Here is a 13,539-nt window from a genome sequence, read left to right as displayed (position 1 = left end):
CGGTGCTGAAGCTATCGGGGCCCACCAGATCTTCCTACCAGCTGCCGCTAGCCGCCCGCCATCGCGTCGCGCAGGCTCTTGGGGCGCATATCGGTCCAATGGGCCTCGACGTATTCCACACAGTCCGCACGCGAGGCCTCGCCAAAGGCCACACGCCACTGCGCCGGGACCCCGATGGCCGTCGGCCACAGACTGTGCTGCTCCTCGTCGTTGACCAGTACGTAGAAGGCGCCACTCTCGTCATCAAATGGGTTGGTACTCACTTGTTTTCCTTTCACGACGCGCCGACTCGGTGCTGCTGTGCCCACCGAGCACTCGATCGGACAGCAATCCGAGACAGCTGAGATTGGGGAACCCCGGGCCCTGGGTCAGACCCGAGAGCGTCGGAAGGATGAGCTTGGGAGTCAGGCCGTTGACCGACAAGTCATGGCCGAGAGATTCCTGCAACACGTTTCCGTCCACGGGGGCACCCAGCTTGAGCTCCATGAGATCGAGGGCACTCTGGTCGAACAGCGGCAAGAACCACAGCGCGTCGGCCCCCGCGCCGTCGATGACCAGATCGAAGCCATGAACGGTCTCGGAAGGCTCCCCCGCACGGTCGCTGCGCAGCGTCAACCTGATCCGATCTTCCAGGGCGACGGCATGGGCGACGCGTCCGCGCAGATGGCGGATACGGTCGTCAGCCAGCAGCGACTCCTGGACACGGGCCGAGAACACTCCGCGATCGGTACGGTTCAACGCGTCGCGTCGTTCCTCCATGGTGTGGTGCAGCCACCCGGTCGGATCACTGAACAGTGCGTTCTCGAAATACCCTTCACCGCGGGTAAACAGTGTGACCCCGGGAGAGATGACGGTGATCGTCGAAACTCGATGTCCGAAAAGCTCGTTGAGCACTGAGGCGGCTGTCTCGCCCCCGCCGATCACGGCGACGCGTTCGGCGGTGAGACGTGTTGAGCCGGCACAGCGACGCCAGAATTCGGCGATCGACAGGACATTCGGATGCTCGGGCAGTACCGAACGTTCCGGCTGTCCGGGCCCCGTCACCATCACCGCGTCCGCGGCGATGGAACAGTCGTTAGTACCCACCACCCATCTGTCGTCATCGATGGACAGGCCGGTTACCTCGCCCTGAACCACCTTCATGTCGACCGTATTGGCCACCCACATCAGGTAGTCAGCCCAGCGCTTGTGCGTCGGCGCGGGCTTATCGCGGTCAACCCACTCGGCGAACTGGCCGGTGGCGATGAGATAGGACTGCCAGCTCAGACGCATCATCCGGGCATCGATCTCGGCGTTGCGCCCCGGGACCACGGCGGACCGGTACGGGAAACCCACGTCCTTTTCGGGGCTCGTCCCCAGCCGGTGCTGTCCATCCGTCCAGCCACCACACGCCTGCCAGTTCGCACCGACCTGCTGACGTTCGATCGCCACCACATCGGGTACGTCGACACCGCATTCACGCAACACGGCCGCCTTCGCGGCAACCGCCACCGCCTTGGCGCCCGCGCCTATCACTGCCAATGTGGACGTCACCATAGCTCCTTCGCCAGAATCCCCAGCTGTTCGTGCCAAATCGATTGCAGCTCTGCAACCTCCGAGCGATCGAGCACCTCAGGGATCGCCCGCCACAGCGTTCCGATGGACGGCCCCTCGGTGGTCTCCATGATCAGCACCGCGATGGTGAGCTCGTGACGTACCGCCGAATCGGGCTCGGGCACAGGTGAACCCGATACCGAAAGCAATCCGTCGCGACGCAGGAGGTCACCCTCGAATCCGCGATCGTGCCCGAGGTAGTTCAACAGGATCTGTGGATCGCGGTATTGCCGCAGCACCGCGCTGGTATCGGCACGCAGGTATCGCAACAGCCCGTAGTCGATGGTCCGCCCCGGCATCGCGCTGTGCTGCCGCGCAACCCGCTCCACCAAACCGCGGGGCCCGATTCCCAGAGGATCGGTGCCACCAACGCGCAGCGGATACGCCGTACCGAGCAGACCCACGGTTTCGGCAGTCGTGTCGCCCCGCCCGGGCACCTGTACCGCCAGCAGTGTCTCGACCGCGGCTTGTCCGCGGCGGCGGCGCCACTGGGCCACGGTGCGTGCGGCTGCAGCCACCAGCAGTTGCTCCATCGGGATTCCCGAGTTCAGCAGTACCGTGCTGACATCGGCCGGCGCGGACTCGACAGTGACTGCCAGCTCGGCTTCCCTATCGATTTCCGGATCTATGCGGCGCGCGCCAATTTCGGGATCCTCACCGTCGAGCTGGGCGATCCAGAACGGCAGGCTGCCCACGTCCCGAGCCTCGGCGGCCAACGAGTTGGCCCACCGGCGGTAGCCGCCGCCGGCCTGGGTCTCGGGCGGCACAGCGCCTGCCACCAGCGACTGCCATCGAGATTCCAGCTCCTGCATGATGACTCGCCAGGAAGTGGGGTCGGCGGCGAGATGATGCACCGCGAGGATGAGAACTCCGGGACCGCCTTCGGGGTGCAGCCACACCGCCGAAAGCATCCAGCCCTGTTCGGGATCGAGTCGATCCACCGCACGGCCAATCTCGGCGCCGGCCGCGTCAGATGGATCCTCCGTGAGGATCTCGACCAAACGGAGGGACTGCCGGGCGCGCGGTACCAGCTCCAGGCGCTCGCGGTCGAGCCGACTGCGCAGCACCTCGTGCTCCGTGACCACGGCACCGAGAAGCTCCTCCAGTGCGGATCGGGTAATGCCCTCGGGCAACCAGAAGACGTGGGTTTCGGCGAGCCTGCGCGGGTTTCCATGCTCATACAGACGGCGTCCGCTGGGAAGCAACGGAATCGGCTCCCCTTCGCGGTCCTCGTCATCCGCGATGATGCCGCTACGGCGCTGATCGACCAACTGGGCCAGACCGGCGACAGTGCCCCGCTCCAAGATCTCGCGGATGTCGATCCCGACTCCGCACTCGGTCAGGATCGCCGCCGAGAGCTTGCTCGCCAGCAGCGAATGGCCGCCAAGGTCGACGAATGAGTCGTCCGCTCCCACGCTCGCGATGCCGAGCAGCCGTGTGAAGAGGGCGGCCACCTGTCGCTGGGTTGCGGTTTCCGGCTCGCGGCGCGCGGTGACGGAGCCGATCTCCGGTGCAGGCAGGGCATCCTTGTTGATCTTGCCGTGCGGCGTGATGGGCATCTCGTCGAGCACGACATACGCCGCGGGAATCATGAAGTCGGGCAAGGCCGCTGAAATCCTGGCGCGGATTCGGTCGATGTCGACCACATGTCCGCCCACTGGCGTCAGGTAGGCAACGAGACGCTTGCCGACGTGCGGCGGCTCATCAACCACCACGAGCGCCTGACCGACGCTCGGGTCCACCTCGATGGCCGAGGCAATCTCGCCGAGTTCGATGCGGAACCCACGGATCTTCACCTGTTCGTCGGCGCGACCCACGAACTCGATGTCGCCGTTCGCGTTGCGCCGCGCAAGGTCGCCGGACCGGTACATCCGCCGCCCGGGAACGAAGGGGTCGGCGATGAAGCGCTGCGCGGTAAGGCCGGCGGCCCGATGATATCCACGCGCCACATGCGTTCCGCCGATATAGATCTCGCCGATGACTCCCACCGGCACCGGTCGCAGCGCCTCATCCAGAATGTGCATCTGCGTATTGATCTTCGGAGTACCGATCGGCACTGTCCGCGTCCCCTGGATTCCGCGAACCTTGTACCGCGAGGCGTTGATAACGGTCTCGGTGGGACCGTAGAAATTGTGCAGCGATGCATCGAAGGTGGCGTGGAACTTGTCCGCGACCGGCCCCGGCAACGCCTCGCCGCCCACCGGCACCCGACGTAGCGACTTCCACTGCGTGACTCCCGGCAGCGACAGGACTAGACCGAGCAACGAGGGCACCATATGCATCGAGGTCACTGCCTCGTTGTTCAACAGTTCAGTCAGGTACGCGACGTCACCGAGTCCGCCAGGACGCGGAATAACCAGCCGGCCACCACAACTGAGGATGCCGAAAATCTCGCCCACCGATACGTCGAAGCTCGGCGAGGCCACCTGCAGCACCCGATCGGATCCACTGACCCGATACTCGGCACGGAACCAGTTGAAGTACTCGGTCAGCGGACGATGCGTGACCGTCACACCCTTGGGCAGGCCCGTCGAGCCCGATGTGTAGATGAGATAGGCAGCATTGTCGGCGGTCAGCGGCCGTACCCGATCGGCGTCGACCGGCTCACGGGCATCGAACTGCCCGATACCCGTCACCGGCTCCCTGATGACCAGCCTCGGCTGCGCATCGCTGAGAATGTGCGCGATGCGATCGGCGGGATACGCGGGGTCGACAGGCAGATACACCGCGCCAGCCTTGGCGATCGCGAGCGCGGTGATGATCAACTCCGGTGACTTGTCCAGGAGCACCGCGACGCGATCTTCGGTACCGATCCCCTGTCCCATGATCCAGTGCGCCAACCGATTCGCCAGCTCATTGGTTTCCCGGTAGGAGTAGTGTCGGCCCTCGTAGACGAGCGCGGTGGCATCCGGCTGCGCGGCCGCACGGGCGGCTACGAGCTCGCCGAGGGTAGTCGGCTCCGCCTCGAACTGTTCCCCGGAGGACACCTCCCACAGCCACTGGGCTTCCCGCCCGTCCATGAGATCCAGGCCGCCCAGCGGGCGGTCCGGATCGGCGAGAGCAGAGTCGAGCAGGTTGGCGAAGTGGCGAAGTAGCTGCACGGTCAACCGCTCGTCCAGCACGTCGACCAGATACTCGGCCACGACATCGGCCCCCTCGGGGGCGGTCTCGATCCTCAGGCCGAGTGGCACGTACGCCACCTGACCTTCCCACGAGGCACGTTCACAGTGGATTCCGGGCGGACAGAACCGGGAAGCAGAGTCGGCGCCCATCGCGAAACCTACGCGCGGGATCACGCGGTCAAGGCTGACTCGCTGATGCGCGAACCCCTTCAGAGTGGTCAGACGGGCGTGCTCCAGAAGGTCGCGGAAGCTTTCATCACTGCGCGGTCGCATCCGCAGGGCGATGGTGTGCCCAAAGTGTCCGATCCCGCCCTGCGTATCAGCGTCGCGGGTGGGCACGGGCGCGGCCACCAAGAAGTCCTCGGCGTGCGTATACCGATGCAGCAGTGCCGAATACGCGGCTAACAACACCACATACGGTGTGGTGTTGGCCTCGTGAGCCAGTTGCTCGACACGACTCATGACCGACGCGGAAAGGCGCGCGGTAGCGCGTGCGGCCTTCCAGTCGGTCGTCACAACCGAACCGTTGGCCCCCGGAAGCTCCAGCGGTTCAGGAGGATTGGACAGCTCCTCGCGCCAGTAGTCGAGATCGGCCCCATCGGTCCCACCCAGTGGTGGTCGGCCCGGCGGCGGCGCCGTGATCGCGCTGTGCACGTAGGCGGTGGTCAGGTCGGCAAGGAAGACCGACCACGAGTCGTCGTCCCACGCGATGCGGTGCGCGACGACGAGCATGATGTGTTCGGCTGCGCCCGTGCGGATGACCGTGAGACGCAGCGGCGATTCCACGGTGAGGTCGAAAGGGGTTCCGAATTCGCGCTGTGCCAGTACGCCTAGCCGGAGCTGTTGCGCGGTGCCCGCTAGCTCGGACACATCGTGCTCGACCCATCGGGCAGGCAGGTCATCGTGCAACACGGCGACCGGATCACCGTCGGTACCGGCGCGAAACGTCGTGCGCAAAATCTCGTGGCGGGCCACCACCGCGGTCACCGCGGCGCGCAGCCTCTCGATGTCCACCTCACCGCTGAGCCGGTACGACCGGCACAGATTCATCAGTGCGGGCGTCACCCCATGGGCGAACCAGATGCGGTGCTGCCCCGCGGACAGCGCCGGCGCGGCATCAGAATCGAGGCCTACCGACGCCCTTTCGCTGGTGACGCCCACCTCGACGTCGCCCTCGCTCACGGTGCGCAACTCGATCTCACCTCGCGTTTTCACTCTTAGTACAGGCTGCCCTAACTGTGAGGAGGCTACCCTATCTAGACTGCGAGGGGTCACCCACGAGGAGCTGCGATGACACAGGCCACAACAACCCCTACCGCTTCGGCTACGAAGAGCCCAGTGGAAGGTTTTGTCCCTTTCCCCACGGCGCGCGCCGATGCGTACCGCACGGCCGGGTACTGGACCGGAAGGACAGTGGAGTCCCTGCTCCGAACGGCCGCCGCCAGACGAGCCGATCATCCCGCCGTCATCGACGAACACGGTGCGATGACGTACCGCGAGCTCGACATGGCCGCCGACCGTGCCGCACATGCACTCGTCCGGCTCGGCATTGCCCCCGGCGACCGCGTACTGCTTCAGCTTCCCAACCGGGCATCCTTCGCCGTCGCGTTCTTCGGCTTGATGCGTGCGGGTGCGATACCGATCATGTGCCTGCCGGGACACCGGGCCGCGGAGCTGTCTCATTTCATCGACGTGTCCGGTGCCGTCGCGTTGGTGATCGCCGATTCCGCCGGCGGGTTCGACTACCGCGCACTGGCCGTCGAGCTGTCCGCACAGCACGCGTGCCTGCGCCACATCGTGATCGACGGCGAGATTCCTTCGGGCGACTCGGAGCGCTTTGCCGCATGGTCAACTCTGCTGGAAACCGTTGAGGTTCAAGGTGACCTACCGGCCGCACACACCGACACCCCCGCGCTACTACTGGTCTCAGGGGGCACCACCGCGGCACCCAAACTCATCCCCCGCACCCACGAGGACTACGTCTACAACGCCACCCGGGCGGCACAGGTGTGCGGCCTCACCGAGGACGATGTCTATCTCGTCGCGCTGCCCGCCGGCCACAACTTCCCACTGGCCTGCCCGGGTCTCATCGGCGCCATCAGCACGGGTGCCACCACGGTTTTCCTTTCAGACCCAAGCCCAGAGTCGGCATTTGAGACCATCGCCCGGCATCGCGTGTCGGTAACAGCGCTCGTGCCCTCACTTGCCCAGCTGTGGGCACAGGCCACAGCATGGGAACCTGTGCTGCCGGAATCACTACGACTGCTCCAGGTCGGCGGCGCGAAGCTCGGAGCCCAGGACGCACGCGCGGTAAGGGAATCACTCACCCCGGGCCTGCAGCAGGTATTCGGCATGGCCGAGGGCCTGTTATGCCTCACGCGCCCAGGCGATCCGGCGGACATCCTCGACAACACCCAGGGCCGGCCCATATGCGAGGCCGACGAGGTTCGCATTGTGGGCGAGGACGGCGCCGAGGTCGCCGCCGGTGAAGCGGGCGAATTGCTGGTGCGTGGACCGTACACACTGAACGGGTACTACCGCGCCGAGGCGGACAACATGCGGTCCTTCACCGGCGACGGTTTCTACCGCAGCGGTGATCGCGTGCGCGCGCTGCCCGATGGCTATCTGGAAGTCACCGGCCGCATCAAGGACGTCATCCTGCGCGGCGGCGAATCCATCGCCGCACTGGATCTCGAATCGCACCTACAAACACATCCCGCCGTCTACGCAGCCGCCGCAATCGGCCTGCCCGATCAGTACTTGGGCGAGATTGTCTGTGCAGCAATCGTTTTCAATGGCAAACCGGTGACGGCCGCGGAGCTCAACCAACACCTTCAGGAGCGCGGCGCCGCGACACACTCGCGCGTGGACAAGCTGGTGGCGGTTCCGTCACTTCCCCTCACCGCGGTGGGCAAGATCGACAAACGCGCCCTGATGACCTCCTTGACGAGCTAAGCCTCGACACGTTCGGCCCTGAGCCGAATCGCAAAAACCGGGGCCCCTAAGGGGCCCCGGTTAACGCCATGTGTTGGCAGCGCGGAGGTTATGCCTCGCGTTTGATCACGTACGGGGCGATACTGCCAAGCTTCTCGCAGGTCTCCTCGAACTCCCGATCGGGTGTCGACGCCTCGATGATGCCCGCGCCCGCGCGCAGCCAGGTGTGCCCATCCTGCTCGTAGGCCGAACGCAGTGTCAGCGCCGCGTCCAGTCCGCCATCCGGGGACATCATCACCACCGCGCCCGAGTAGAGACCGCGTGGGTGATCGTCGAGCCGAAGGATGGCGTCAACGCCCTCGGCCTTGGGGATACCCGAGGCGGTCACCGCGGGGAAGAGCGCCTCCAGCGCATCCATCCTCGTCATCCCGGCGCTCAGCTCTCCACTGACGGTCGATCCCAGATGTTGCACGCTGCCGCGCTCACGCACGGTCATGAAGTCGGTCACCTTCGTGCTGCCCGATTCGGCCACCTCGGCAAGCTCGGCGAGTGAGCTGCGCACGGAAATCGCATGCTCCACAATCTCTTTGGCATTCGACTCCAGATCGTCGCGCGCCACCCGGTCTGCGTCCTCACCCCGGCCGAACGCGCGGGTTCCAGCCAACGGCTGCGTGATGACGGTTCCGTCGGCCTCGACGGCCGCGACAAGTTCGGGGCTGTAGCCGAGGGCACGAATGCCACCGAGCCGCAACAGGAACGAGCGGACCGGCGTGTTGTTCTGGCGGCCCAGGCGGTAGGTGGACGGAAAGTCCATGGCGAACGGCACTTCCACGCGCCGCGACAGAATCACCTTGTGGTACAGACCCGATCGGATCTCGGCGGTGGCGATGCCCACGCGGCCGCGGTAGTCGGATGGGTCCGGAGCCAGGTCGATCGACGCCGGTACCGGCACCGCGGGGGCACCCTGATCGAGCACCCGCCTAATCTCGTCGACATAGCTCTCTTCGCAGACCGACACTCCGTCGGCGGTAATCACGACCTCCGCCCGGGGGACGAAAACCCGCGCCATCGGAGTACCCGGGGTCAGCCGGTGCTGCAGGCCAAAGCGGTACGTGCCGAACTCAAAGGCGACCCAGCCGAAGGCGCGATGCACGCCGTCGGAGATCTCGTTCACCGCTCGTTCGAGGGCGGCGCCGGGGTGCCCGGACCAACCGCGTTTCTCCACAGCTCCGTCGCGGATGATGCGCAGTCCGTCGCTGTCGAGTTCGACGGAGGCGCGGGCGCCGATGGCGAGCACCCATTCGCCGTCACGTTCGTAAATCAGGTATTCATCGCCGCTGCGCTCGGGGATTTCCTGCGCGAGAACACTGGCGAGGTCGGCCGGCGCAAAACCGTCCGGCAGCCCCTCCTGCACAGAAACCCAGGTCTGGGCGCCGGTATCGGGATCTACGACCGTACTCATCTTCGACACCTGAGTAAGCCTAGCCTATGCTAAGTGGCCCTGGTACCCGCCCGTAACATGACCTCCGCCACGTTGCCAGGCCCCATCTAGTGTGCTTCGGCGTTCCTGTCAGCCGGCCGCAAGTGCCTGTCGCGCATAGGCTCTCACATCCGCATCACCATCTTGCAGCGCGCCGGTCAGTGCGTCACGAACGGAGGGCTCCGTCGAGGCCCATTGGCTCAGACTCAACACGGCCGACTTGCGGACATCCAGATGCGGATCGTCCAGCGCCCGCGCCAGCGGCGGTACAGCCTGCCCCGGACGCGCTCCGGCCAAGGCGCGTACCGCACCCTGACGGATCTGCCAGGCCGGAGCCTTCAGTGCCTCCTCGACGGCATCGAGGATCTGGTCGTCGACCCCCAGCGCACCCACGGCCGTCAACGCCGCTGCCCGCACCAGCGGATCACGATCACGCACCAGCACCCGAACCGCCGAAGCGCCGGCTGCCAACTTCGCTAGCCCATTGGCTACGGCGATGCGTACCTCGCGGTTCTCATCGGCGGCGGCGGTGGCAATGGACACCGCATCGTCCACCGACACCAGTGCGCGTACGGCTTCGATGCGGACTCGATGATCGGAGTCGCGCACGGCCGCCACATAAGCGGCAGGATCACCGACCTTCCGGGCACTCGCCACATACAGCGCGGTACTGCGCACCAGGGGGTCGGGCGCGCTGACGTGATCACGGATCGCTGCAGGATCCTCGAGAACCTCGACGAGCTCCCGTACGCCATCGGCCGCAGTACGACGCACGGACGCATCGCTGTCCCCCAGCGCATTCAACAAGGCATCCTCGTAACCCGCGGGTATGTGCTCGGTGAGCGCTGCGATCGCGGTGCGGCGCACCCCCGGATCATCATCGGTGAGGTACTGCAGCAGTTCCTCGACGGTGGGAGCCTCCAGCGACAGCACCGCGGCGATCCGCGGGGACGGCGGCTGTTCGGCTTCCGCGGCGACGACATTCGAGATCCGGGCGGCCGGCGCTTTCCCGCCCATCAGTTCGGGCTGATGCACCGGGATCGGATCGGTCTCCCCTGACGGCAGGTCGTCGAGACCGGGAACCGGAACGAAATACGGTGCCACGGGCCGTTTCACGAAGTCCATGCCGCCGTCGACGGTCTTGCGCAGGTTCAAGTGATAACGCCAATTCACGTCGTCACGATCCGGGAGGTCCGCCCTGTCGTGGTAGAGACCCCACCTCGATTCGGTGCGAGTCAATGACGAACGCGCCGCCATCTCGGCACAGTCTCTGATGAACGACACCTCGGCAGCCCGCATCAACTCATGGGGGGTACGCGCACCGATCTGGCTCACCTCGTCGGCCATCCGCTCGAATGTCTGCACGGCCAGCGATAACTTGGCCGCCGTCTTCGGCGGGGCCACATAGTCGTTGACGAACCGGCGAAGCTTGTACTCGACCTGAGGCTGCGGCGGGCCGTCCGGATGGCGCAGCGGGCGGTAGATCAGCTCGTGCGCCTCCTTGACCTGGTCAACGGGGAACTCCAGCGGTGCGGGTGTTTTCGAGAGTGTCGAGGCCGCGTGCTCCCCGGCCAGATCGCCGTACACAAAGGCGCCGATCATGTAGTTGTGCGGCACGCACGCCAGGTCTCCGGCCGCGTACAAGCCCGGCACCGTGGTGCGCGCATGCTCGTCCACCCACACCCCTGATGCGGAATGACCACTGCACAAGCCGATCTCCGAGATATGCATCTCGATATCGTGGGTACGGTAATCATGCCCGCGATTGGCGTGGAACGTGCCACGGGTGGGGCGCTCGGTAGTGTGCAGAATGCTCTCCAGCGCCGTCAACGTCTCATCCGGCAAGTGGGTCACCTTGAGATAGATGGGACCGCGCGCGGACTCGATTTCGTTCTTGACCTCCGCCATCATCTGGCCGGACCAGTAGTCGGAGTCGACGAAACGCTCCCCCTGCGCATTCACCTGGTAGCCGCCGAAGGGGTTGGCCACATACGCGCACGCCGGACCGTTGTAATCCTTGATCAGCGGGTTGATCTGGAAGCACTCGATCCCCGACAGTTCGGCCCCGGCGTGGTACGCCATGGCGTACCCGTCCCCCGCGTTCGTCGGATTCTCGTAGGTGCCATACAGATACCCGGATGCCGGCAGACCCAGGCGACCACATGGCCCGGTCGCCAGAATCACCGCCTTCGCGCCGACCGTGACGAACTCACCAGTGCGGGTGTTGAAACCCGCGGCGCCAATCGCACGGCGCCTTGATATCCCGTCGGTTCCCGCACCCAGGTCTTCGGTGAGGATCCGCACGGGCATGACCCGGTTTTCGATGCGAATCTTCTCGCGCATCGACTTCTGCCGCAGCACGCGGTACAGCGCCTTCTTGACGTCCTTGCCCTCGGGCATCGGCAACACATAGGCGCCCGATCGATGCACGCGTCGCACCGCGTACTCGCCGTGCTCGTCCTTCTCGAACTTGACCCCGTAGCGTTCCAGTCGCTGTACCATCGCGAATCCGCGTGTCGCGGTTTGATAGACAGTGCGCTGATTCACGATCCCGTCGTTGGCGCGGGTGATCTCCGCGACGTAGTCCTCCGGTTCGGCCTTGCCGGGGATGACTGCGTTGTTCACACCGTCCATACCCATTGCCAGCGCACCGGAGTGCCGCACATGCGCCTTCTCCAGAAGTATCACCTGGGCACCGTTCTCAGCCGCCGTCAGTGCCGCCATGGTCCCGGCGGTTCCGCCACCGATCACCAGGACATCACAGTCCAGCCGGATGGTGCTATCGAGTTCAGGGATCTGCATCAGGCAACAAGCTCCGTATGATTCAGTGCGGCAAGAATTTCGGTGCGTAAAGCGCTCCGATCGCTCAGTGGCTCGCGAGGACTGGGAACATCCAGCAGTGCGCGCAGCGGGTGGCCGGCGCGGCCCAGGACCGCGATTCTGTCTCCGAGTAGCAAGGCCTCGTCGACATCGTGGGTCACGAACACCACCGTGGTGGGATGACTGCGCCAGGTATCGATCAAGAGGCGCTGCATGCTGGCTCGAGTCTGGGCATCGAGCGCTCCGAAGGGCTCGTCCATCATGACCGCGCGCGGAGCACCCGCCAGGCCGCGGGCCAACTGGACACGTTGGCGCATGCCGCCCGAGAGACTCTTGGGCAGGTAATCCTCGAAGCCCGTCAGGCCTACATCATCGATCCAGGTCTGCGCCGCCGCACGCCGCCCCGCACGAGGCACACCGCCCAGCTTGAGTGCCAGCTCGACATTTGATTGCACAGTGCGCCAAGGCAATAAAGCATTGTCCTGGAACACCATGGCCCGATGGCGTGAGGTGGTGACAACCCTTTCGCCGTCGGCGCGGATGGTGCCGGAATCTGGCGGGAGCAGCCCGGCCAGTGCGCGCAGCACGGTGGACTTTCCACAGCCCGAGGGCCCGGTGAGGACCAGGATCTCAGCGGGGCGCACGGTCAGGCTGAGGCGGTCCACCACTGTACGTCCGCCATAGCCGAGGGTGACCCCATCCAGCACGAGGGTTGAGGCACTCATGAACGTGCCTCCTCAGCGCGGGGCAGCCACCGTGTCACCCGGCGCCCGATCAGCTCGACGGCTGCCGACGTCAGAAAACCGAGAACCCCGATGGTGATAATCCCCACGAACACATCCGGATAGGCCAACACCGTGTACGACTGCCAGGTCCGATATCCGACTCCCAAACGGCCCGAGATCATTTCGGCGGAGATCACACATATCCAGGCCACACCGATGCCGACGGACAGCCCACCGAACACACCGGGGAGGCTGCCGGGCAACACCACTCGCAACAGCACATCCCAGCGACCGCCGCCCAGTGTGCGGACCGATTCTTCCCACAGCGTGGGCAGTGCGCGCACCGCGTGGCGCGTACTCACCATGATGGGGAAATACGCCGCCAGGAAGGTGATGAACACGATCCCGGCCTCATCGCTGGGAAACAACAGGATGGCAACCGGCACAATCGCGATCGCGGGAATCGGGCGGGCCAATTCAGTGAGCGGGCCAAAGATGTTCGCGAACAGCGGAGAACGTCCCAGCCAGATACCGGTGATGACACCGAGCACCGCGGCGAGGCCGAACCCGGTGAGGATCCGGATGGTGGATTGGCCGAGATCTAGCCAGTATTGCTCGGTACCAATGCGCTTGGCGAGCGCGGAGACGATCTCGGTGACTGTGGGAAGGGTGTCGAATCGAAGCCCGAACCGCACTTTGTTGGCGGTCAAGAGCTGCCAGAGCAACACGGCAGCGGCCACGGACGACGCCCGGATACCCCAGGCGAGATACCGCGAACCCTGTCGCCGAGGATTCGCAGCCACGTGGACCTGCCCCTCGGCGGCGGCAACCCCGACCGTTCGCGGTCTGGCTTCCAGGATCGGCA

8 protein-coding genes are annotated in these 13,539 nt (G+C 65.4%); 1 reads left to right on the top strand and 7 read right to left on the bottom strand.

Translation table 11 applies throughout. The features are described 5' to 3' along the window. Window positions 1–47 precede the first annotated feature (47 nt). Genes B4400_RS19675 through B4400_RS19665 form a run of 3 tightly spaced genes read right to left on the bottom strand, consistent with a single transcriptional unit; the run spans window position 48 to window position 5,906 of the window. Window positions 48–263 carry an MbtH family protein gene (locus B4400_RS19675; RefSeq protein WP_078312266.1) on the bottom strand — a complete coding sequence of 72 codons (216 nt, stop codon included), beginning with the start codon at window positions 261–263 and terminating at the stop codon, window positions 48–50. Further along, on the bottom strand, window positions 244–1,533 hold the full coding sequence (gene mbtG / locus B4400_RS19670) for an NADPH-dependent L-lysine N(6)-monooxygenase MbtG (RefSeq protein WP_078312352.1): 1,290 nt from the start codon (window positions 1,531–1,533) through the stop codon (window positions 244–246). The genes B4400_RS19675 and mbtG overlap by 20 nt, the downstream gene beginning before the upstream one ends. Further along, the gene (locus B4400_RS19665; RefSeq protein WP_078312265.1) at window positions 1,530–5,906 is read right to left on the bottom strand and encodes a non-ribosomal peptide synthetase; all 4,377 of its coding nucleotides are present in this window, start codon (window positions 5,904–5,906) and stop codon (window positions 1,530–1,532) included. Before B4400_RS19665 ends, mbtG begins: the two co-directional genes overlap by 4 nt. Window positions 5,907–6,005: 99 nt before the next feature. On the opposite strand from B4400_RS19665, the gene B4400_RS19660 reads away from it, so the two are divergent. Beyond that, window positions 6,006–7,670, top strand: coding sequence for a (2,3-dihydroxybenzoyl)adenylate synthase (locus B4400_RS19660; protein ID WP_078312264.1), 1,665 nt, complete (start codon window positions 6,006–6,008; stop codon window positions 7,668–7,670). A gap of 88 nt (window positions 7,671–7,758) precedes the next feature. Here B4400_RS19660 and B4400_RS19655 read toward each other — a convergent pair whose 3' ends face one another. The 4 genes from B4400_RS19655 to B4400_RS19640 form a co-directional block, all read right to left on the bottom strand. Then, window positions 7,759–9,111: a salicylate synthase gene (locus tag B4400_RS19655; RefSeq protein WP_502688417.1), complete on the bottom strand. Its 1,353-nt coding sequence runs from the start codon at window positions 9,109–9,111 to the stop codon at window positions 7,759–7,761. Between the two features lie 108 nt (window positions 9,112–9,219). Then, window positions 9,220–11,931: a fumarate reductase/succinate dehydrogenase flavoprotein subunit gene (locus tag B4400_RS19650; RefSeq protein WP_078312262.1), complete on the bottom strand. Its 2,712-nt coding sequence runs from the start codon at window positions 11,929–11,931 to the stop codon at window positions 9,220–9,222. Then, on the bottom strand, window positions 11,931–12,674 hold the full coding sequence (locus B4400_RS19645) for an ABC transporter ATP-binding protein (RefSeq protein WP_078312261.1): 744 nt from the start codon (window positions 12,672–12,674) through the stop codon (window positions 11,931–11,933). The genes B4400_RS19650 and B4400_RS19645 overlap by 1 nt, the downstream gene beginning before the upstream one ends. Further along, on the bottom strand, window positions 12,671–13,531 hold the full coding sequence (locus tag B4400_RS19640; protein ID WP_502688418.1) for an ABC transporter permease: 861 nt from the start codon (window positions 13,529–13,531) through the stop codon (window positions 12,671–12,673). The genes B4400_RS19645 and B4400_RS19640 overlap by 4 nt, the downstream gene beginning before the upstream one ends. Between the last annotated feature and the right edge of the window lie 8 nt (window positions 13,532–13,539).

It is taken from the genome of Mycobacterium sp. D16Q13, from assembly GCF_002013375.1.
GTDB lineage: Bacteria > Actinomycetota > Actinomycetes > Mycobacteriales > Mycobacteriaceae > Mycobacterium.
This window is presented reverse-complemented; position numbering and strand designations above follow the sequence as displayed.

Bases quoted from the DNA above. Each gene is read 5' to 3' on its own strand.
- B4400_RS19660 (WP_078312264.1), top strand. From the start codon at position 6,006: ATGACACAGGCCACAACAACCCCTACCGCTTCGGCTACGAAGAGCCCA.
- B4400_RS19650 (WP_078312262.1), bottom strand. From the start codon at position 11,931: ATGCAGATCCCTGAACTCGATAGCACCATCCGGCTGGACTGTGATGTC.
- B4400_RS19655 (WP_502688417.1), bottom strand. From the start codon at position 9,111: ATGAGTACGGTCGTAGATCCCGATACCGGCGCCCAGACCTGGGTTTCT.
- B4400_RS19645 (WP_078312261.1), bottom strand. From the start codon at position 12,674: ATGAGTGCCTCAACCCTCGTGCTGGATGGGGTCACCCTCGGCTATGGC.